A 22,274-nucleotide genomic window follows, 5' to 3' on the forward strand; every position below is an offset into this window, starting at 1 on the left:
ACAATAATAACCATTGCCTGTCGTTAGCCCATGCACGCCTGGCGTGATATTGGGCTATGTTTTCAGGGCAGGCTCGTTAGCGATTGCCGGCAGTGATGGTTGGACGAGCAACTTCGGACAGATGAGCGAACTAAGGTGAAAACCATGCGAGAACAAGAAACATTTGCAAATCGACTGGCGGGCCTGATACAGGAACACGCCATTTCTCATGCGGAGATTGGCCGTGTGGTGGGCGTTTCCGGGCAGGCGGTGGGAAAGTGGGCCAAGGGCGGCAATATCGAATATGAGAACCTCAAGTCCCTGGCGACACACTTTGGCGTGAACTGGATCTGGCTGCGTTATGGTGACGATGCGATGATCTCGTTTAGCGAGCGCCGCTCGGGCAGCAAGACCCGGCGCGCGGTGATCAAGGACATCGTTGAAAACGAACAGCGTATGCGCCTGGCGCTGGATGCGGCCACCATCGGCACCTGGGACATGGACCTGCTGGGCGATCAGATTGTGTTGTCGGATGTCGCGCAGCGCTTGCTGGGCGTGAGCGGTGACAGTTTTGTGGGCGGCAAGGATGATCTGCTGGAATATGTCGCCGAAGAGGACCGTGAGCGCGTGGATGCGGTGCTGAGCCAGGTGATCGAAAACCGGGAGCCGGGCTTTGATGTCACCCACCGTACCCGCAATGGCGGCGGCCAACTGCGTCACCGCGGTAAGGTCATGCCGGATGAGGCGGGCCGGCCGGTGCGCATCGTGTGTGTAGTGACGCTCATCGAGCCCGCCTGAGATCTGCCTGACGACCGGCCTGAGACGGGCCGGTGCGCCCGCCGCTTTACCCTTTTAGCATATTGTTTTATATAGGCTTTTTCCTGCTCTCCGTGGGTTGAGTCTCCTCCCCTGAGCTTGACCTGTGCAGGCAAAACGACGATTATACGCGGCTCTCAGCGCCCCACGTGCGCTGAGATGCGTGCGCCCGTGGTTTTTGTCTGTGGCGTTGACAGGTGGCGGTAAGAAACCGCAGCCCAATTAAATCCCGGCATTATGCCGTTGCGGGGAGCTGTTAGAGCCGCTACGCCGCCATCGTAGCCGCAGGCCCCCGTAGAGTGACTGGCCAGAATTTTAGAGAGGTTGGAATATGTCCCAGCAATTACAGATGTCTGATGATGTGGATGTCACAGAGACCCAGGAATGGGTTGAGGCCCTGGCCGCGGTAATCGAAAATGAGGGCGTTGAGCGCGCCCATTTCATATTGGAGCAGCTGATCGACAAGGCGCGACGCTCCGGCGCCAACCTGCCCTTCTCGGCCAATACCGCCTACGTCAACACCATTCCGCCCCAACTGGAGGTGCACAGCCCGGGTGACCAGGAACTGGAAGACCGGATCCGTTCCTACATCCGCTGGAATGCGATGGCGATGGTGGTCAAGGCCAATCGCAAAAGTACCGAGCTGGGCGGTCACATCGCCACCTTTGCCTCGGCGGCCACCCTCTACGATGTGGGGTTTAACCATTTCTGGCATGCCCCCAGCGAAACCCACGGCGGCGACCTGATCTTTTTCCAGGGCCATGCCTCACCGGGTATGTATGCCCGCGCCTTTCTTGAAGGTCGCCTGACGGAAGAACAGTTGGACAACTTCCGCCAGGAAGTGGATGGCAAGGGCCTGTCTTCGTATCCGCATCCCCATCTGATGAACGACTTCTGGCAGTTCCCCACCGTGTCCATGGGGCTGGGGCCGATCATGTCGATCTACCAGGCCCGCTTCATGAAGTACCTGCAGGACCGTGGTCTGGCCGTGACCGAGACCCGCAAGGTGTGGGCCTTCATCGGTGACGGTGAAACCGACGAGCCGGAAACCCTGGGCGCCACGTCGCTGGCCGGGCGTGAAAAGCTCGACAACCTGGTGTGGGTGGTGAACTGCAACCTGCAGCGGCTCGATGGCCCGGTGCGCGGCAACGGCAAGATCGTACAGGAGCTGGAGGCCGGTTTCCGGGGTGTGGGCTGGAACGTGATCAAGGTATTGTGGGGCAGTTACTGGGATCCCTTGCTGGCCATGGATAAGGACGGCCTGTTGCAGCAGCGTATGATGGACTGCGTGGACGGTGATCTGCAAAACTACAAATCCAAAGATGGCGCCTATGTGCGCGAGCACTTCTTTAATTCCCCCGAATTGAAGGCCATGGTGTCGAAGATGACCGATGATGACATCTGGCGTCTCAATCGAGGCGGCCACGATCCGCACAAGGTGTATGCAGCCTACCATGCAGCGGTGAATCACAAGGGACAGCCGACGGTGATTCTGGCGCAAACGGTGAAGGGCTACGGTATGGGTTCCGCCGGGGAGGGTCAGAATCGCACGCATTCGCAGAAGAAATTGCAGAACAGCGAGATGATCGATTTTCGTAATCGTTTCAATATCCCGTTGAATGACGAGGATGCGGCGGTGGGCAAGTATTATGTGCCCGAGGCAGACAGCGCCGAAATGAAATATATGAATGCGCATCGTGAGGCCCTGGGCGGATACCTGCCGGCGCGCAGCAGTGGTGCTGCACCGTTGGAAATTCCGCCGCTGTCTATTTTTGATGCGATGCTGGCCGGTAGTGGTGAAAAAGAAATGTCCACCACCATGGCCTGGGTGCGCATGTTGACTATGCTGTGCCGCGACAAAAACATCGGCAAGAATGTGGTGCCTATCGTGCCGGATGAGGCGCGCACCTTCGGCATGGAAGGCATGTTCCGCCAGTTGGGCATCTATTCATCGGTGGGCCAGTTGTACACGCCGCAGGATAAAGACGAGATCATGTTCTACAAGGAGGACAAGAGCGGCCAGATCCTTGAAGAGGGTATCAACGAGGCCGGCTCCATGTCGTCGTGGATTGCTGCGTCAACGGCCTACAGTGCCCATGGCGTCAACATGATTCCGTTCTACATCTATTACTCCATGTTCGGTTTCCAGCGTATTGGCGATCTGGCCTGGGCGGCCGGCGACATGCAGGCGCGTGGTTTCATGATCGGTGGCACCGCGGGGCGCACCACCCTGGCCGGCGAAGGCCTGCAACATCAGGATGGTCACAGCCTGATTATGTCCGGCACCATCCCCAACTGCATCAGCTATGACCCGACCTTTAGTTATGAGATGGCGATCATCATTCATGACGGCATGCGCCGCATGTTCACTGATCAGGAAAACGTGTTTTATTACATCACTGCGATGAACGAGAACTACGTGCATCCGGCCATGCCCAAGGGAGCCGAGGCAGGTATCATCAAGGGGCTGTATCTGTTCAAAAAGGGCGGCAAGAAAAAGCAGCGCGTACAACTCATGGGTTCCGGCACCATCCTGCGTGAAGTGATTGCGGCAGCCGACCTGCTGCGCGAGGACTGGGACGTGGATGCCGATATCTGGAGCGCCACCAGCTTTACCGAGCTGGCCCGCGAGGCGCGGGACTGCGATCGCTGGAACCGGCTGCATCCCACCAAAAAGGCGCGAGTGCCCTATATAACGCAGTGTCTCGAAGGGCAGTCTGGCCCGGTGATCGCCGCTACTGACTATATTCAGTTATATGCCGACAAGGTTCGCAAGTGGGTGCCGGCACGTTATGAGGTGCTGGGTACCGACGGCTTCGGTCGCAGTGATACCCGCGCCCAGTTACGCAAGCATTTCGAGGTCAGCAGTGTGTATATCGTGGTGGCTGCGCTGAAGGCGCTGGCAGATGAAGGCGCTATCGACGCCGCGACCGTGGCCAAGGCGATCAAGCAATACGCGATTGATCCGGAAAAAATCAACCCGCTGCATGCCTGACTAATGGCGGCGAGGCATAAACAACTTTAGTTGGCAGAAACTATGGCAAAAAACGCTTCTTTAAAAGAAATACTCGTTCCTGATATTGGTGATTTCGACGGTGTCGAGGTGATCGAGGTGCTGGTCAAGGCCGGCGATACGATTGCGGCGGAAGACTCGCTGATCTCGGTGGAGTCCGACAAGGCCACCATGGAGATTCCTGCACCCGAGGCCGGCGTAGTGGCGGAGGTGAAGGTCGCGGTGGGTGATTCGGTTTCCCAGGGCAGCCTGATCCTGTTGCTGGAGCCCGGCGGCGAGGCGGCTACCAAGGCCGCGCCGGCGACACAGGCGTCGAGTCCGGCGCCCGCCGCCAGCGAGCCGGCGGCTGCACGGGTAGCGACGCCTGCCCCGCCGCCGGCGAAACCGGCTGCGCCACAGCGGGTGGCGCCCACCGCAAAGATCGACGAGGTCAGTTTTGCCCGAGCCTATGCCAGCCCCTCGGTGCGCAAATTCGCGCGCGAGCTGGGCGTGGATCTGGGACGGGTCAGCGGCAGCGGTCGCAAGGGCCGCATCATCCAGGACGACGTCAAGGCCTTCGTGAAGCAGACCTTGAGTCAGGGCATGAGCACGGGCGGTGGGCTGGGTGTCGAGCCGATGCCCGACATCGACTTCAGTCAGTGGGGCGATATTGAGATCCAGAAGCTGGGCAAGATCAATCGACTCACCGGCAAGTTTCTGCACCGCAACTGGGTCACCGTGCCCCATGTCACCCAGTTCGATCAGGCGGATATCACAGAGCTGGATACGTTTCGCAAAACCATGGCCGCCGAGTACCAGGATCGGGGTATCAAGATCACCATGCTGGCGTTTCTGATCAAGGCCGTGGTGTCGGGGCTGCGCGAGTTGCCGCGTTTCAATGCCTCGCTGGATGCCAGCGGTGAAAACCTGATCCTGAAACACTACTACAACATCGGCATCGCGGTGGATACAGCGGATGGTCTGGTGGTGCCGGTGGTGCGCGATGCCGACTGCAAGAGTCTGGTGGATATCGCCGCGGAACTGGGTGAGATCAGCCAGAAGGCGCGCGACAAGAAACTCAAGCCATCCGATATGCAGGGTGGCTGCATGACTATTTCAAGTTTGGGTGGCATCGGCGGCACGCAATTCACGCCCATCGTCAACGCGCCGGAAGTAGCGATCCTCGGCGTCTCGCGGCACAGCATGACGCCGGTGTGGAATGGCGAGACCTTTGAGCCGCGACTGATGCTGCCACTGTCGCTGTCCTATGACCATCGGGTGGTTGATGGCGCCGATGGCGCAAGATTCACCGGCTTCCTCGGCACCGTGCTGTCCGATGTGCGTCGGTTGGTGATGTAGGCCATGGCGAATCCAGTGGAAATAAAGGTGCCGAACATCGGCGATTTCGATGGCGTGGAGGTGGTTGAGGTACTGGTGAATGTCGGCGACCGTATCGCCGTCGAGGATTCGCTGATTTCCGTGGAGTCCGACAAGGCCACCATGGAGATCCCCGCGCCACAGGCTGGCGTGGTCAAGCAGCTGCTGGTGGCCGTGGGTGACACGGTGGCAGAGGGCAGCCCCATCCTGCTGCTGGAGGCGGGTGAGGCCACGGACGCGGAACCCGTGGAGCCGGCGCCTGTCGAGCCGGAATCCGAGCCGGAATCCGCGACGACGACAACGCCGGCCGCAGCCGCCCCGGTTGCGGATTCGCCGGCCGCCGCCCCGGCCGCGGTCGAGTACCAGGGCGAGGTCGATATCCGTGCCCAGCTGGTGGTGCTGGGTTCCGGCCCCGGCGGTTACACCGCCGCCTTCCGCGCCGCCGATCTCGGCCTCAAGGTGGTGATGATCGAGCGCTATGACGTTATCGGTGGCGTGTGTCTGAATGTTGGCTGCATTCCCTCCAAGGCACTGTTGCACACCGCGCAGGTGATCAACGAGGCCGCCGAGTTCGGTGACATCGGTGTCAGCTTTAACAAGCCGGAGGTCGATCTCGACAAACTGCGCGCCCACAAAAACGGCGTGCTGGACAAGCTCACCGGCGGCCTCAAACAGCTGGCCAAGCAGCGCAAGGTGCAGCTGCTGCAGGGCTACGGAAAATTCACCTCGGCCCACACCATCGAAGTGGTGGCGGATGACGGCAGCAAAAAGGTCGTGGGCTTTGAACACTGCATCATCGCGGTTGGCTCCCGTGTCACCAAGCTGCCGTTCATCCCCTGGGATGATCCGCGGGTGATGGACTCCACCGACGCGCTGGAAATCGAGGAAGTGCCGAAGCGACTACTTGTGGTTGGTGGAGGCATCATCGGTCTGGAGATGGCCACGGTATATGATGCGCTGGGCTCCAAGGTCACGGTGGTGGAGCTATCGGCGGGCCTGATTCCCGGTGCCGATCGCGACGTGGTGCGCCCCCTGGAGCGACGCATCAAGAATCGTTACGAAAATATTTTTCTCAATACCAAGGTGACGGCCATCAAGCCCGGCAAGAAAGGCCTGCTGTGTTCGTTTGAGGGCCCCTCCAGCGGCAAGAATCAGGCCCCGGCGAGCGATACCTTTGACCGGGTGCTGGTCGCCATTGGCCGCAGCCCGAATGGCCTGCTGATCGACGCCGACAAGGCCGGCGTGGCCGTCGACGAGCGGGGTTTTATCGCCGTCGACAAACAGCAGCGCACCAACGTCAATCACATCTTTGCCATCGGCGACGTAGTGGGCCAGCCGATGCTGGCGCATAAGGCGACGCATGAAGGCAAGGTGGCGGCGGAGGTGATCAGCGGCAGGAAGACCTTTTTTGATGCACGCGCCATTCCCTCCGTGGCCTACACCGACCCCGAGGTGGCGTGGATGGGCAAGACCGAAGAGGAGTGCAAGGCGCAGGGCATCGCGTTTGAAAAGGGGGTGTTCCCCTGGGCGGCCAGCGGCCGTTCCCTGTCGATCGGTCGCGACGAGGGCATGACCAAGGTCCTGTTCGATGAACAGCATCGCCTGATCGGCGCAGCGATGACCGGCCCCAATGCCGGCGAGCTGATTGCGGAGGCGGTGCTGGCGCTGGAACTGGGCGCGGACATCACCGACATTGCCTTGACCATTCACCCGCATCCGACCCTGTCGGAGACCTTTAATTTCGCGGCGGAAGTGGCCGAGGGAACCTGCACCGATATCTTTGCCCCCAAAAAGGCGGGCAAGTAGCCCCGCGCGATGAAGAGTGATGGAGAGTAAAGGCACACCGATGAGCGACACCGGCAACCTGGATGGCCTGGAACTGCTCGGCGATGGTGAGCGCTTTCAGGAGACCCTCTGCGAGATGATCGAGGGGGTGCCCATGTTCAGCGAGCTGACGCGCGCGGAGGTGGAATCCCTGGCCGGCTATCTGCGCGCCTATGAGGCCAAGCAGGGTACGGCGATTTTCAGAGAGGGCGCCAAGGGCATGTTTATGTGCATCGTGCTGAGCGGTCGGGTCGACATTCTCAAACAGGACCAGGAGCACGAACAGAAGAAAGTGGCGGTGGTGCGCCCCGGAAAATCCATGGGCGAAATGTCACTGCTGGATGAACTGCCCTATTCGGCGACGGCGGTGGCGCAGGAGGATACCCGGCTGCTGCTGTTGACGCGCATGAGCTTTCTGCGTCTGGGTGAAGAGCGACCGCTGTTGTGTAATCTCGTGCTGCGACAGATCGCGCGCCTGATGAGCCTGCGCCTGCGCCAGACGACAGGTGTGTTGCTGGACTTTCTGAACGTGGAAAAATAACCCCGAAAAAAACCGACCGAACGCGACTGTACAAAATCAATAACCCGATCTTCAATCCTCTAAAAAAATCGATACCAAAATGAAAAATAAAGCGGCAATCAATAAAGTAGTGCTGGCCTATTCCGGCGGCCTGGATACCTCCATCATCCTCAAGTGGTTGCAGGACGAATATGATTGCGAGGTGGTGACCTTTACCGCCGACATCGGCCAGGGTGAGGAGGTCGAACCGGCCCGCGCCAAGGCCAGGGCGGCCGGGGTGAAAGAGATTTACATTGACGATCTGCGCGAAGAATACGCGCGCGATTTTGTGTTTCCGATGTTTCGCGCCAATGCGATCTACGAAGGCCAGTACCTGCTGGGTACCTCTATCGCGCGGCCCTTGATCGCCAAGCGCCAGATCGAGATTGCCAACGAGACCGGCGCCGATGCGGTGTCACACGGTGCGACCGGCAAGGGTAACGACCAGGTGCGTTTTGAGCTCGGCTATTACGGCCTCAAACCGGACGTGCAGGTTATCGCCCCATGGCGCGAATGGGATCTCAACTCGCGTGAAAAACTGATGGCCTATGCCGAGCAACACGGTATCCCGGTCGAGCAAAAGCGCGGTAAAAAATCCCCCTATTCCATGGACGCGAATCTGCTGCACATCTCCTACGAGGGCGGTGTCCTCGAAGACCCGTGGACCGGCCCGGAGGAGGACATGTGGCGCTGGACGGTCGCGCCGGAGGCCGCGCCCGATGTGCCGACTATTATCGAACTGAGCTATCGGCAGGGCGACATCGTCGCCATCGACGGCGAGCCCATGAGCCCGGCGCAGGTGATGGCGCACCTGAACAGGGTGGCGGGCGCCAATGGCATCGGTCGCGACGACATCGTCGAAAATCGTTATGTGGGCATGAAATCCCGCGGCTGTTACGAGACCCCGGCGGGTACGGTCATGCTCAAGGCCCACCGCGCCATGGAATCGATTACCCTGGATCGGGAGGTGGCCCATCTCAAGGATGAGCTGATGCCGCGTTACGCCGCGCTGATCTATAACGGTTACTGGTGGGCGCCGGAACGCAAGATGATGCAGGCAATGATCGACGCCTCGCAGGCCACCGTGAATGGCCGGGTGCGGCTCAAGCTGTACCGGGGCAATGTTATCGTGGAAGGGCGCGAGTCGGCGACGGATAGCCTGTTCGATGCGACCATCGCCACCTTCGAGGACGATGCCGGCGCCTATAACCAGCAGGATGCGGAGGGATTTATCAAGCTTAATGCGCTACGCCTGCGCATCGCCGCGAAAAAATAGTACTTATTCTACAATCGCTTATTGTTAATATCTGTTGTATCTGGTTATTATGCCGCCAGCGACTGTTAAACCGTCAGTTTGCTGACATCCCCGCTGTAGAGAAAGGGCTTGTAGCGCGGTTTGGCAGATAACCAAAATAATCGTGTCGCCTGAATGTCGCATCGAAGGTGTCTTGAAAGCGTAAAGGGTGAATTTTTTGCAGACGAAGTTGAATCTCGTCAAAGGCATTACCCAGAGGGAGTTGCCCGGCATTGTTGTCGAGTCGGGTGAAGGGATCGTCAGTCTCGATCAACAGGGAGGTGTAGTCAGTGTCAATTCCGAGGCGGAGCGCATGCTCGGCTGGAAAACCGATGAGATTATCGGTCAGGACTTTTTTGCCCTCAGTAAATTTTCACTCGACGACACCGCCGCATTAGGTACCGGCAGCGCCTGTCCGGCGCTCAAAACCATCAACTGTCCCCATCTGAATGTCAGTGCGCGCATCTCGCGCAAGGATGGCAAGTCGCTGCGCGTCAGTTTCATGATGACCTCCGTCTTTCATCAGGGGCTGATTACCGGCAAGCTGTTTGTGTTTCGCCGGGCCGAAACCGAGCCGCTCCCCGCGCAGGCATTGCTCGAGGCGGCCGCCAGTATCGTGGTCAGGCTCGATGCCGATGGCGGCGTGACATTTAGCAATCCCCATACCCAGTGGCTGCTTGGTGACGTGAGCGTTGACGCCCTGATTCCCGACGCGATTCGCACCCTGCTGAGGGACTGTCCGCAGCAGCTGGACCAGCAGACCCTGCTGGACAAGCGCTGGCTGGAGGGTCAGGAAAAAGAATTGTGTATCGTCTGGTCGGTCTCGGTGACGCGTGATGCGCAGGGCAGGGTCGATGGCGCCGTGTGTATCGGCAACGACTTTACCGACCACCATCACGACCTGAAGGGCCGGCTGCACGAAAGTCAGACGGTGCAGAAAATCTTTGAACACCTCAACGACGGGGTGATTACGGTCGATGCGCAAGGCCGGGTCATCTACCTCAATCGCATCGCCGAACAGCTAACGGGCTGGAACACGGCAAAGGCGGCAGGGCGGCTGCTCAGCGAGGTCTATCATGTCGTCGATGAGCGCCACCACGAGGTCGAGGATGATCTGCTGGGCCGCTGTCTGCGCGAGCGCGGCAGAGTCAACAGTAGCAGCAACCGCGTACTGCTGCGCCGGGGCGGATGGGAATTCATTGTCCAGGACATGGCCACGCCGGTGCATGACATCAATGATGAAATCACCGGCGCCGTGCTGGTGTTCACGGACGTCTCCGAGCTGCGCGGTATGGAACGCTGGATGGAATACGAGTCCCGCCATGATGCGCTCACCGGGCTGATCAACCGCCAGCAGTTTGAGGAACGCCTGCAACTCGCGCTGAACCATGCGCGGGAGGCCGATCAACAGCACGTGCTGTGTTACCTGGACCTGGATCAGTTCAAGTTAATCAATGACACCTACGGTCATGCCGCCGGTGACCAGCTGCTAAAAGAGATCTCCCTGCTGCTGAAGGAATGTCTGGGTGACGATGACAGCCTGGCGCGTCTGGGTGGCGACGAGTTCGGCGTCATCCTCAAGTATCAGGACATGGAGATGGCGCAGCGTGCGGCCAAGGCGCTGTGTCGCGCGGTACGCGACTTCCAGTATGTGTGGGAGGGCAAGCCCTTTGAGGTCGGTGTCAGCATCGGCCTGGTGCCGATCACCTCGCAATGGGAGGACCTGGCGGAGATCATGCGGGTGGCGGATTCGGCCTGCGATGTCGCCAAGGAAATGGGCCGTAACCGCGTGCATGTCTATGCCACGCGAGACCTCGCACTGCGCCAGCGCGAAGTGGAAATGCGCTGGATACAGCAGATACGTCAGGCACTGAATGGCGATCACTTTCGACTCTATTGCCAGAATATCGTGCCGCTCGGCAGTGGTGCGGCGAGTGAGCCGCACTACGAGATATTGCTGCGCCTGATCAGCGAGGATGGCAAGGTGATTCGTCCCGGCGAATTTATCGCCGCGGCGGAACGCTATCACCTGATGCCGGCGATTGACCGCTGGGTGGTGAAGCGCGCCATGCAGCTGCTGAGCGCACGCCACGCGCGCGGTGAAATCAGCGGCATGTTTGCGATCAATATCTCCGGCCAGTCGCTGGATGACGAAGAATTCCTGGGGTTTGTGGTCGACACCCTGCAGCGCACGGCGCTACCGCCGCAGGCCATCTGCTTCGAGATCACCGAGACTGTCGCCGCAACCCATCTGTCCGTGGTGCAGCGGTTTATGTCAGTGTTGAGCGATATGGGCTGCCGCTTCGCGCTGGATGACTTTGGTCGCGGCATTTCATCGTTTGCCTATCTCAAGAACCTGCGGGTCGATTATCTGAAAATAGATGGCATGTTTGTCAGGGACATCGCGGAAGATAAAATCGATCACGCCATGGTGGAATCCATCAACCACATCGGCCACATCATGGGCATCCAGACCATCGCCGAGTTTGTGGAGTCACAGGAAGCGCTGGAGAAACTCATCGCCCTCGGTGTGGATCATGTGCAGGGCTACCGACTGGGTCGTCCCCGCCCCTTGCAGCCCGCCTTTCAGTAGTATCAGCCCAGTCTGCCGGGCCCGCCCGGGTCCAGAATTCCATCTGTAACATTCCCATCGGTCAGTCATCTGTACAGTGCGTCAGGTGGATTGGTTGCTGTCTGCCTGTTTTGCGAAAATCTTATGTCGACAATGGAGAATGATGGAAATGAAAAACACTAAATTGATAGCCCAGACTGCCCTGGCCAGCTTGTTCGCGGTCAGTGTGCTTGCGGTCAGCGCGCCCGTAGAGGCGGGCAAGAAGGATATGGAGAAATGCTACGGTGTGGTGAAGGCCGGCCAGAATGACTGCCAGACATCGAATAGTGCCTGTGCCGGCACCGCCGAGGTCGACAGTAAACCCACCGCCTTCATTGTGTTACCCAAGGGTAGTTGCGAGAAGATTGTGGGCGCCAGCCTGAAGCCCAAGGCATAAGCCGAGCGGCAACATGCCCCACCGTAAGCATACCGCAGCAGAGATCCCGGCGCGCGCAGGCATCGGCCTGCGCGCGCCGCATTTTGCAGCCGTCACTGAGCAGTGGCCGGAGGTGGCCTGGTTTGAGGTCCACAGCGAGAATTTTTTTGCCCTGGGCGACGGACCTCTCGGCGGAACGCCCCTGGCCTATCTTGAACGGGTGCGTGAACGCTACCCGCTGAGCCTGCATGGCGTGGGCCTGTCGCTGGGTTCGACCGACCCCCTCAATCAAGTGCACCTCAAAAAGCTCAGGCAGCTCATTGCCCATATTGAACCAGGCCTGGTATCTGAGCACCTGTCATGGAGTTCGGTAGATGGTCGCTATTTTAATGACCTGCTGCCTCTGCCCTATACCCAGGCATCGCTGGACCACATGGTGGAGCGGGTCAGCGAAACCCAGGAGTTTCTCGGTCGGCAGATCCTGATCGAGAATGCCTCCTCGTATCTGGAGTTTGCGACCTCGACGATTCCGGAGTGGGAGTTTGTCGTCGCCCTGGCGCAGCGCGCGGGGTGCAAGATACTGTTGGATGTCAATAACATCTACGTGAATGCCATGAATCACGGTTTTGATCCTCTGCTGTTTGTGCGCTCGGTTCCGGCCGAGCTGGTGGCGGAGATACATCTGGCCGGCCATACCACCAGGACCTTTGACGAAGGGGTGTTGCGCATCGATACCCATGATCAGCCGGTGTGTGCTGCGGTATGGGATTTATACCAGGCCACCGTTAGGCAGCTCGGTGAGGTGCCCGCGCTGATCGAATGGGACAGCAATTTGCCATCGCTGGAGGTGTTGCTGGCCGAGGCGGCGCGCGCCGACGCGATGGCGGGAGGGCCGCTATGAGCGAACGGCCTGAGCAGGCGACAGTGTCCCTGCGTGAACAGCAGCGCGCCTTTGTGGCGCAGGTGTTTGATGGCCAGCCGCTTGCCCCGGAACTGTCGCGCCTCAGGCAGGCCGGTATGGCCCGCTTTACTGAGGCGCAGCGTTTTCAGTTGTACCACAATAATATCTTTATCGGTCTGCGGGAGGCCCTGTCGGCCACCTATCCCGTGATCCATCGGCTGGTGGGCGATGAATGTTTCCAGCACGTCGCGCGCCAGTACCTGCCCCGGCATCCGCCCCGTAGCGGCAATGTCCACGAGTTCGGCGCTGCCTTCGGCGAATTTCTGCAGGCCTTTCCCGGACTGCAGGACTGGGCCTATCTGGGTGATGTGGCGCGGCTGGAGTGGGGCTATCATCGGGTTTTTCATGCGTCGGAGGACGGTGTGCTCAATCTCCAGCAACTGTCCCTGCTGGATACGGATGCCAGCGAACGACTGCGCTTTCAACTGGCCAGCGACTGCTGTCTTGTATCGTCAGACTATCCGGTGTTAGACATCTGGCAGGCCAACCAGCCCGGCAGCGAGCCGGTGGAGGTCCGCCTCGATCAGGGTGGCGTGCAGTTGGTGGTCCGGCGCCTGGGCCCCGACGTGGTGTTTGAGCCCTTGAATAAGGCGGTTTTCGCACTCTTGCAGTGTCTCTCGGAAGGGCGCCGGTTCACCGATGCCTGCGCCGCAGCACTCGCCGTTGACCCGGAGTGTGATGTGGGCGCGATCCTCAAGGGCTTGATGGGTCGGCGCCTGTTGAGTGGATTTTCCTGTGCATAGGCCAACAAGTAGGTCAACAAGTAGGCCAACAAAAGACAAGAGGGTAAGGCGATGTCGGTATCGAGTAGGGATGGGTTGATGGAAAACCCGCTGGTGAAAAAAATACTCTCGTGGGTCATTCCGCTGTATGAAAAACTGGACTGGCTTTCGCCCCTGAGCATCCTCGGCATTCGTCTGTGGGTGGCCTGGGTATTCTTCAGGTCCGGCCTGACCAAGATAAGTTCCTGGGACTCCACGCTCTATCTTTTCGAATATGAATATGCCGTGCCGCTATTGTCGCCGGAAATGGCCGCCTATCTGGGCACCGCCGCGGAACTGGGTCTGCCGATATTATTGGCCCTCGGCCTGGCCGGGCGTTTCGGCGCCATCGCGCTGTTTGTGTTTAACATCGTCGCGGTACTGTCCTACCCGGATCTGAATGCCGCCGGCATACGCGATCATCAGGTGTGGGGGATTATGCTGCTGGTGCCGCTGTTGCAGGGGCCGGGCAAACTCTCTGTCGATTATCTGTTGTGTCAAAAGCTGTGCCCTTCGCAGGCCCGATAGCCAGACCAGGTTGTTTAACCCAAGTTGTTTAACCCAAGTTGTTTAACCCAAGTCACTTAACCCAGGCCGCTAACTGGATTCAGCGGCCGGCCAGTCGCTGCACGCACAACAGATAGGCACCCTCATCGGGCGCGGAGTTATTGCGCTGCGCCTCCCACAGGGCGTGTCCCAGACACTCCATCATCTGATGCTCGACCTGGTGCGGGTCCTGCGAACGCAACAGCAATTTTTTGTAGGCGGTGGCGATGCCCGCCGGGCGGTCGGTGCCGAGCTGCTCGCGGATCGCGATGTGCATGCCCATGTGCATGAAGGGATTGGACTCCCCTGACTCCGGCGAAAAATCACGCTCCAGAGCCTGCGCATCCTTTTCCAGCAGGGCGTGGTATTCGGGGTGCAGGGCGATGATCCCGGCGATCATCGATTCCAGCGGTTGCAGCAGGGCGCCGGTCTGGTGTTTTTGCCAGGCGTCAAGATACATCTGTCGTAACTGGTTTCTGTCTTGTCCGAACACGCGGGCCTCTTGGTGCGTAGTAATATTAGTCGTAGACCTTGTGCCGATATTCACACAGGTCTTCGATGATGCAGGAACCACAGCGCGGTTTGCGGGCCACGCAGGTGTAGCGCCCCAGCAGGATCAGCCAGTGGTGCGCGTCATGCAGGAACTCCTGCGGGACAAACTTCAGCAGCTTTTTTTCCACCTCCAGCACCGTCTTTCCCGGCGCGATGCCGGTGCGATTGGCCACTCGGAAGATGTGCGTGTCCACCGCGATGGTGGGGTGGCCAAAGGCCGTATTGAGAATGACATTGGCGGTCTTGCGGCCGACGCCGGGCAGGGCCTCCAGTGCCGCGCGATCATCGGGCACGGTACCGTTGTGCTTTTCCACCAGCAGGCGGCAGGCCTGAATAATGTGCCGGGCCTTGCTGTTAAACAGGCCGATGGTCTGGATGTATTTTTTCAGCCCATCCTCGCCGAGCGCGAGTATCGCCTCGGGGGTATTGGCCACCGTAAACAGCTTATCGGTCGCCTTGTTGACCCCCTTGTCGGTGGCCTGGGCCGACAGCACCACCGCCACCAGCAGCTCGAAGGGGGAGCGGTAGTGCAGTTCCGTGGTGGGTGCCGGATTGTGTTCCCGTAATCGGCAAAAGATTTCATGGCGTTTGTGGCGATTCATGCGGCGGACATTTTACCCCCTTTTGCCTGGAGATGGGTTGCCGGACCGGGGTGTCGGAATGGGTACCGGAAGCAGTGGCCAAAACAGGCGGCGGGGGTGGGATGGGTGGACACCAGAAAGCCAGGACGCGGCCGCCAGGGTTGGCCGCAATGGCGGAAAAGGCCGAAAAAAGTGGTGCCTGACCTGCCGGGCCTTGCGGCGCTTAGGTTTAAAATAGTCAAGCAATTTTCGGCTTTATTCACAAGACTTTATTGCCCCTGACGGTATAAGGGATTGCCGCCAAAAAACGCGCAGCTAAGTCATTGAAAGACTGTAACTCATTGTTTTATAGTTATTATAATGCGTGGTCAAAAATTGACCAATCTGAAATCGGAGTGGGTATTGTAGCGCGGATCCCGTTTTTACCGATCTTGTCCACAAAGTTATCCACAGGTTTTGTGGATAACCGGGAAAGCATTTTCGGGACAGGGACTTAGCGCTATCTGCTGATAAATGCGGTGAATCCCGGTGATCAAATGGCTGATCACTGACTGCGCAAATCCCCATCAGTCGAGCCCGGCGGGGCCGGCTATGGCGGCGTGGGCCGGTCTGCTAAAGTAGGCCGGATGTCCGCCTCACACACCTTCCTGCACCTTGCGGTGCCGTCTCCCCTGCGTCGTGGTTTTGATTACCTGCCACCGGCGGGTACCGATCCGGCCGCTATCCGACCCGGCATGCGCGTGCGCGTGTCGTTCGGCCGCACCACGGTCGTCGCCCTGGTGCTGGAGGCGCGCGACACCACCACCGTGCCCGCGCACCGCCTCAAGCCGGTGCTGGAGGTGCTGGATGCGGCGCCGCTGTTTTCCGCCGAGCTGCTGGCGTTGCTGGGCTGGGCCAGTGCGTATTATCAGCACCCCATCGGCGAGGTGGTGAGCAATGCCCTGCCCGCGCTGTTGCGCCAGGGCGACGCCGGCGCGCTGGCCGTGGCCCTCAAGGGGGAGCCGGCCTGGAAGATCACGGCGGCGGGGCGGGAGCAGGATAGCCAGGGCCTGGGCCGCGCCCCCCGCCAGGCGGCCCTGTTGCAGATAGTGGCCGCCGCGGGCGAGGCCGGGCGTGTGGCCGGCGACATCAATGCACTACAGAGCAATTGGCGTGCGACCCTGCGCGTCCTGGTGGAAAAGGGCTGGGTGGCGGTATCCGAACGCCCCTGTCTGCCCGCCCCCGTGTCGGTGTCCGAGGTCCAGCGCGGCGGGCAGTTTGTGCTGCACGCGGCGCAGGCGCAGGCGGTTGAGGCGGTGGCCGCGCAGCTGGGCACGTTCGGCGTCGCGCTGCTGGATGGCGTCACCGGCAGCGGTAAGACCGAGGTGTATCTGGCGCTGATCGATCGGGTCCTGGCCCGTGGCGAGCAGGTGCTGGTGCTGGTGCCGGAGATCGGCCTCACTCCCCAGCTGCTGGCGCGGTTTCGCCAGCGCTTCGCCGTGCCCATCGCGGTACTGCACTCGGGGCTGTCCGACCGCGAACGCCTGTGCGCCTGGCAATCGGCCCGCGAGGGGATCGCGCCGGTGGTTATCGGTACGCGCTCGGCGGTGTTCACCCCGCTGCCACGGCTCGGCCTGATGATCCTCGACGAGGAGCACGACATCTCTTTCAAGCAGCAGGAAGGCTTCCGCTATTCCGCGCGCGACGTGGCCGTAAAGCGCGCCAAGGCGCTGGGTGTGCCGGTGGTGCTGGGTACCGCCACCCCCTCGCTGGAGAGTCTGTACAATGCCCAGCAGGGCCGCTATTCACAGTTAGTTCTGCCGGAGCGGGCCGGTGCTGCCAGTCATCCCGGCATCGCGGTGCTTGATGTGCGCAAACAGCCGATGTTTGATGGCCTGTCCACCGCGCTGATCAATGCCATTCGGCGCCACCTTGAAGCCGGTGGCCAGGCGCTGGTGTTTCTCAATCGGCGCGGCTATGCCCCGACCATGCTCTGCCACGATTGCGGCTGGGTCGCAAAGTGCCGCCGCTGCGATGCGCACATGACGCTTTTTAATGGGAATCATCGCCTGCGCTGCCACCACTGCGGCAGTGAGCGACCGGCCGACCCCAGTTGCCCCGACTGCCAGAGCACCGAGCTGCGGCCGGTAGGCGCCGGCACCGAACGTCTGGAAACCGCCCTGCAACAGCAGTTTCCCGAGGTAGGCATCGCCCGCATTGATCGTGACACCACGCGCCGCAAGGGCGCCATGCAGGGCCTGCTGGACAGCGTGCATGACGGCAGCAAGCGGATTCTGGTGGGCACTCAGATGCTCGCCAAGGGCCACCACTTTCCCGACGTCACCCTGGTGGGCATCGTCGATATCGACCAGGGCCTGTTCAGCGCCGACTTCCGCGCCACCGAGCGCATGGCCCAGCTGATCGTGCAGGTGGCCGGGCGCGCAGGGCGGGCCGAGCGGCCCGGTCAGGTGCTGATCCAGACCCACCACCCGGACCACCCGCTGCTGCAAACCCTGCTCCACGAAGGCTACGCCGCCTTTGCCCGCGCCGCCCTGGAAGAGCGGCGCCAGGCCCAGTTGCCACCCTTTTCGTTCATGGCGCTGTTGCGCGCCGAGGCGGTGGATGGCCAGCTGCCGATTCAATTTTTGCAGCACGCCCGTGAACTGGCAGAAGCTGTGGCCGTGCCGGGTGTGATTTTAATGGGGCCGGTGCCCGCCCCTATGGAGCGTCGTGCCGGGCGCATCCGCGCCCAGCTTTTATTGCAGGCCCGTAATCGCTCGGACTTGCATCGCCTGCTCAGCCCCTGGCTGTTGCAGCTGGAGACGTCGAAGTTGGGTCGCAAGGTGCGGTGGTCGATTGATGTGGATCCACAGGAGATGTTTTGAGTTAGGCCCGGCGTCATGTTGCGAGCTCTAACGTTATAAACCCCGCCTGCCCGAATCAATATTCACCTAAATATCGTATACGCCACGCGCATCAAAAATGTAGCGGTTGATAAGCAATTGATTAGCTGACAGATTGAGTGGAAGCTTAAAAGCTCGACAATGGATTAACTATAAACTCCCATCCCCAGGCAGCGGATCGTACAACAGGTTGGGGATATTAACTGTCGTGTTTAAAAAGGAATTATATGACAACACCAATAACACAAGGCGCTCATCACATTGGTTTCACGGTATCCAGGCTGGAAGAAAGCGCATTATTTTTTACAGCGTTGCTAGGCTGGGAAGAAGTGCGACGAAACAGTGAATATCCTGCAATTTTCGTAAGCGACGGAAAAATCATGGTTACTCTGTGGGCAATAAAAGAAAATCCATCGAGCGAGTTTAACAAGAATAAAAATATCAGCTTGCACCACATTGCATTCAACGTAAACAGCGAAAATGATTTAAACAACGTCTATAAAAAGATGCTCAATAACAATGTAAATATTGAATTCGCGCCGGAATTATTGCGAGACGGGCCTGCAAAACACATGATGTGCTATGAACCTAGTGGTATTCGAGTGGAATTTATATGGCGCGGGAACTGAAAAACATAACTATCGACTGTGCAGCAGCAGTGGGAATGAAGTCATGAATCGAGACCATGCGCCCGCATCGTGATGATCTGGTCGCGAGGTAGCTCAACTGTAATCTAGCAACGGGCGCCTGGGCCATTCGGCCCGGTGCGGATGGCGTCAGCGGCCGAATAATGAGGCCAGGATAAAAAGCTTAGGAGTGAGTCTGATGTTTCAGTGTCGTGGTTATATTTCATTGGCCGTCTTTTGTATGGCGCTGCTCACCGCTCAGAACGCCTATGCCCTGCGTTGCGATGGCGGGCTGATTGGAGAAGGCGATGCCATTAATCCTCGCATCAAAGTCAAAGATGGCGCGACCAAAAGGCCAGGTTCGATTTATCGCGCCAGCAGCGCCATCTCTATCCCCTCTCTATTGTCCCATTAGAATCTGCCTGATGTTCGTGAAGCAGTAGTGGATTTATTTCCTCGCGGTCTTCAGAATATCGCCACGACCACTACCCGATAATTTAGGCTTCCCGATGAACGATACCCTTGAAACGACACTGGGTTTCTACGAATTTTTTGATTGCTACGTGATTGCTACGTGATTGCAACTTTCAACGAGGGCGTAACCGTAACACGAGACTGTGCGCCCGAGATTATTGAGATGTTGAACAGTAGGATGGAAAACCGCTTTGGCTTTATCTCAAACAAAATCAACAGCTATTCTGCTGACCCATTCATCATGCGCGATGTTGTTCCGGCCGTGCCGCTGCTCGCCAGCTATTGCAATGTGGTCTACGGCAGGCAATCACGCGATTATACAAAGTACGGGAATTTTGTGGTGCCGGAAACCTTTCCGTTGGGCAATTTTAATCTCTTGAACGAGGGCATTGCGTGGAGCATTGCTATGGCCTCAAGGGATGAAGGCTGTCAGGCGACGGACGAAACCTGAAGTCCCGGGCGGCCTTTTCGCCCCTGTCTTTTTATCTCTGCTTTTTGTCTCTGTCTTACGGCCCGCACCGGCCTTTGCCATCGCCGCCTTCCTGACGTCCGCGCAGATTTCCTGGCCGGACTGCCTCCCTTGTGCTGAGCCAGCCCCTCAAGGGATAATAGCCCGCTTTTCCGCGACGACAGACACTATGAAACAACAGCTTGCCCTCCTGATCCAGACCGCCATCGATGCCCTGCAAACCCAGGGTGTGTTGCCTGCGGACCTGGCCCCCACGATCCAGATCGACCGTACCCGCGACCCTAGCCACGGCGACTATGCCTGCAATATCGCCCTGTCGCTGGCGAAGGCGGCGGGCTGTAAGCCGCGCGATCTGGCGGAGCAACTGGTCGCGGCCCTGCCGGCGTCGCCGCAGGTGGCCAGGGTCGAGATCGCCGGGCCGGGCTTTATCAATTTTCGCCTGACCGAGGCCGCCGCCTACGCGGTGGTGGCGGCGGTGCTGGAGGCGGGCGAGGCCTACGGGCGGTCGACCATCGGCAATGATCGCTCCGTGCAGGTGGAATTTGTGTCGGCCAACCCCACCGGCCCGCTGCATGTGGGCCATGGTCGCGGTGCGGCCTATGGCGCGGCGGTGGCGGACCTGCTGGCGGCGGTGGGTTTCAGGGTGCATCGCGAGTATTACGTCAACGACGCCGGGCGACAGATGGATATTCTGGCCGCCTCGGTATGGCTGCGTTATCTCGATCTGTGCGGCGAAAACACCCATGACGAGCTGCCGTTTCCCGTCAACGCCTACAAGGGCGATTACGTGTGGGATATCGCCGCCACCCTGCGCCGCGAGCACGGTGATGCCTATTGTCATGCCGCCGCGATCGTGTTGAGCAATCTGCCCGCCGATGAGACCGAGGGCGGCGACAAGGAGCGCTATATCGATGCGCTGATCCATCGTGCCCGCGAACTGCTGGGTGATGCGGCCTATCGTGTGGTGTTTGATGCGGGGCTGAACAGTATTCTGGATGATATCCGCCGTGACCTGGAAGGCTTCGGCGTGGTCTACGAGGAGTGGTTTTCGGAGCGCTCGCTGACCGAAAGCGGTGCGGTGGGTCGGGCCATCGAGCGGCTCAAAGAGGCGGGCCATCTGTATGAGCAGGGCGGCGCCTGGTGGTTCCGGTCTACCGATTTCGGTGACGAGAAGGACCGTGTGGTGGTGCGCGATAACGGGCAGACGACGTATTTTGCATCCGACATCGCCTACCACATGCAAAAACTGGAGCGCGGCTTTGATCGGGTGATCGATGTGTGGGGCGCGGACCATCACGGCTACGTGCCACGGGTCAAGGCGGCGCTCACCGCGCTGGGCGATGATGCCGACCGGCTGGACGTGTTGCTGGTGCAGTTTGCGATCCTGTATCGCGGCGGGCAGAAGGCGCAGATGTCGACCCGTTCCGGCGAATTCGTCACCCTGCGCGAGCTGCGTGAAGAGGTGGGCAATGATGCGGCGCGTTTCTTTTACGTGATGCGCAAGTGCGAGCAGCACATGGATTTCGATCTGGATCTGGCCAAGTCGCAGAGCAGCGATAATCCGGTGTACTACATTCAATACGCCCATGCCCGGGTATGCAGTGTGCTGCGGCAGATGGAAGAAAAAGGTCTAACGCATAATAGCGATAACGGCCTCGCCAACCTGGCCGTGCTGACGGAATCGCATGAACAGGCGCTGCTCACCGGGCTGGCCCGTTATCCCGAAGTGGTGGAGGCCGCGGCACTGAATCATGAGCCCCATCAGCTGGCGCATTTTTTGCGCGAGCTGGCCAATGAATTTCACACCTATTACAACGCCCATCAGTTTCTGGTGGAGGATGTGGCGCTGCGCGATGCGCGCCTGTGCCTGATCAAGGCCACGCGGCAGGTGATCGCCAACGGCCTGGGCCTGTTGGCGGTATCCGCGCCCGACAGCATGTAGGGCCTGCCCGAAGCCATGGCCAAGGATTACAAGAACACCCCCCGACCCAAAAACAAGGCACCCAGGGCGGCCGCCCCCGGCTGGCTGTGGATGCTGGCCGGCCTGGCGATCGGCCTGTTTATCGCCCTGCTGGTCTACCTGAAAGATCAGTCGCCGAGCGGCGATGCGAGCCGCAAGCCCGCGCCGGTGGTGGAGAAGGGACGGGCGGCGGGCAAGCCGGTGGCGTCCTCTGCAAAGCCGTCCGCCGCTGAAGACGCCGCGCCCGAGAGCAACAAGCCGCGGTTTGATTTCTATAACCTGCTGCCGGAGATGGAGGTTTTCATTCCGCCGCAGACCCTGGAGACCGAACGCGAACGGGAGCCGACGGAGTCCATCACCTATTACCTACAGGTCGGCTCGTTCAGGAATTTTGCCGATGCCGATCGTCTGCGCGCCCAACTGGCGCTGAGCAATATCGAGTCGCACATCCAGCGTGTGACCATAAATGACACCCAAACCTGGCACCGGGTGCGGGTTGGCCCCTTCCAGAGTGCTCGCAAAATGGACACGGTGCGGAATCGCTTGCGTGCCCAGTCTATTGACCCTATCGTCCTAAAGGTTAAATGACCGCCGCCCGGCGGTGGTGAAATGACGCTCAGGGTCAGCTTCTGAC

Annotated in this window: 19 protein-coding genes; 17 read left to right on the forward strand and 2 right to left on the reverse strand. The window is 59.6% G+C overall.

Features of this window, described 5'->3' with window-relative positions:
• Window positions 1-144: 144 nt before the first annotated feature.
• The 11 genes from RRB22_00610 to RRB22_00660 all read left to right on the forward strand — a co-directional run bounded on the left by RRB22_00610 (window position 145) and on the right by RRB22_00660 (window position 14,078).
• Window positions 145-777, forward strand: a complete 633-nt coding sequence (locus RRB22_00610) for a PAS domain-containing protein (GenBank protein ID MDT8382895.1) — start codon at window positions 145-147, stop codon at window positions 775-777.
• A gap of 349 nt (window positions 778-1,126) precedes the next feature.
• A complete protein-coding gene (gene aceE, locus RRB22_00615; GenBank protein ID MDT8382896.1) occupies window positions 1,127-3,790 on the forward strand; it encodes a pyruvate dehydrogenase (acetyl-transferring), homodimeric type in 2,664 nt (887 codons plus the stop codon).
• Window positions 3,791-3,832: 42 nt separating this feature from the next.
• Window positions 3,833-5,146 (forward strand): dihydrolipoyllysine-residue acetyltransferase, encoded by a 1,314-nt coding sequence (gene aceF / locus RRB22_00620; protein ID MDT8382897.1) that lies wholly within the window; start codon window positions 3,833-3,835, stop codon window positions 5,144-5,146.
• Between the two features lie 3 nt (window positions 5,147-5,149).
• A complete protein-coding gene (lpdA, locus tag RRB22_00625) occupies window positions 5,150-6,970 on the forward strand; it encodes a dihydrolipoyl dehydrogenase (protein MDT8382898.1) in 1,821 nt (606 codons plus the stop codon).
• Window positions 6,971-6,989: 19 nt separating this feature from the next.
• On the forward strand, window positions 6,990-7,529 hold the full coding sequence (locus RRB22_00630; GenBank protein MDT8382899.1) for a cyclic nucleotide-binding domain-containing protein: 540 nt from the start codon (window positions 6,990-6,992) through the stop codon (window positions 7,527-7,529).
• Window positions 7,530-7,608: 79 nt separating this feature from the next.
• A complete protein-coding gene (locus tag RRB22_00635; GenBank protein ID MDT8382900.1) occupies window positions 7,609-8,823 on the forward strand; it encodes an argininosuccinate synthase in 1,215 nt (404 codons plus the stop codon).
• A 208-nt stretch (window positions 8,824-9,031) separates the two neighbouring features.
• Window positions 9,032-11,434, forward strand: coding sequence for an EAL domain-containing protein (locus RRB22_00640; GenBank protein MDT8382901.1), 2,403 nt, complete (start codon window positions 9,032-9,034; stop codon window positions 11,432-11,434).
• A 148-nt stretch (window positions 11,435-11,582) separates the two neighbouring features.
• Complete coding sequence (locus RRB22_00645) at window positions 11,583-11,849, forward strand: DUF2282 domain-containing protein (GenBank protein ID MDT8382902.1); 267 nt, start codon at window positions 11,583-11,585, stop codon at window positions 11,847-11,849.
• Between the two features lie 13 nt (window positions 11,850-11,862).
• Entirely contained in the window at window positions 11,863-12,729 is an 867-nt protein-coding gene (locus RRB22_00650) for a DUF692 domain-containing protein (GenBank protein MDT8382903.1), read from the forward strand.
• Entirely contained in the window at window positions 12,726-13,532 is an 807-nt protein-coding gene (locus RRB22_00655; protein MDT8382904.1) for a DNA-binding domain-containing protein, read from the forward strand. The genes RRB22_00650 and RRB22_00655 overlap by 4 nt, the downstream gene beginning before the upstream one ends.
• Window positions 13,533-13,610: 78 nt before the next feature.
• Window positions 13,611-14,078, forward strand: a complete 468-nt coding sequence (locus tag RRB22_00660) for a DoxX family protein (GenBank protein MDT8382905.1) — start codon at window positions 13,611-13,613, stop codon at window positions 14,076-14,078.
• Between the two features lie 79 nt (window positions 14,079-14,157).
• Here the strand turns inward: RRB22_00660 and RRB22_00665 are convergent, their stop codons facing one another.
• Window positions 14,158-14,589, reverse strand: a complete 432-nt coding sequence (locus tag RRB22_00665; GenBank protein MDT8382906.1) for a DUF1841 family protein — start codon at window positions 14,587-14,589, stop codon at window positions 14,158-14,160.
• A 25-nt stretch (window positions 14,590-14,614) separates the two neighbouring features.
• The gene (nth, locus tag RRB22_00670; protein MDT8382907.1) at window positions 14,615-15,250 is read right to left on the reverse strand and encodes an endonuclease III; all 636 of its coding nucleotides are present in this window, start codon (window positions 15,248-15,250) and stop codon (window positions 14,615-14,617) included.
• 605 nt (window positions 15,251-15,855) lie between these two features.
• On the opposite strand from nth, the gene RRB22_00675 reads away from it, so the two are divergent.
• The 6 genes from RRB22_00675 (at window position 15,856) to RRB22_00700 (ending at window position 22,228) form a co-directional block, all read left to right on the forward strand.
• A complete protein-coding gene (locus RRB22_00675; protein ID MDT8382908.1) occupies window positions 15,856-18,093 on the forward strand; it encodes a primosomal protein N' in 2,238 nt (745 codons plus the stop codon).
• 245 nt (window positions 18,094-18,338) lie between these two features.
• Window positions 18,339-18,740, forward strand: a complete 402-nt coding sequence (locus RRB22_00680) for a VOC family protein (GenBank protein MDT8382909.1) — start codon at window positions 18,339-18,341, stop codon at window positions 18,738-18,740.
• Between the two features lie 196 nt (window positions 18,741-18,936).
• Entirely contained in the window at window positions 18,937-19,152 is a 216-nt protein-coding gene (locus tag RRB22_00685) for a hypothetical protein (protein ID MDT8382910.1), read from the forward strand.
• A 237-nt stretch (window positions 19,153-19,389) separates the two neighbouring features.
• Window positions 19,390-19,662, forward strand: a complete 273-nt coding sequence (locus tag RRB22_00690; GenBank protein ID MDT8382911.1) for a hypothetical protein — start codon at window positions 19,390-19,392, stop codon at window positions 19,660-19,662.
• A gap of 187 nt (window positions 19,663-19,849) precedes the next feature.
• On the forward strand, window positions 19,850-21,622 hold the full coding sequence (gene argS / locus RRB22_00695) for an arginine--tRNA ligase (protein MDT8382912.1): 1,773 nt from the start codon (window positions 19,850-19,852) through the stop codon (window positions 21,620-21,622).
• 15 nt (window positions 21,623-21,637) lie between these two features.
• Complete coding sequence (locus RRB22_00700) at window positions 21,638-22,228, forward strand: SPOR domain-containing protein (protein ID MDT8382913.1); 591 nt, start codon at window positions 21,638-21,640, stop codon at window positions 22,226-22,228.
• The last annotated feature ends 46 nt before the right edge of the window (window positions 22,229-22,274 follow it).

Source organism: Gammaproteobacteria bacterium (genome assembly GCA_032250735.1).
Classification (GTDB): Bacteria; Pseudomonadota; Gammaproteobacteria; order SZUA-152; family SZUA-152; genus SZUA-152.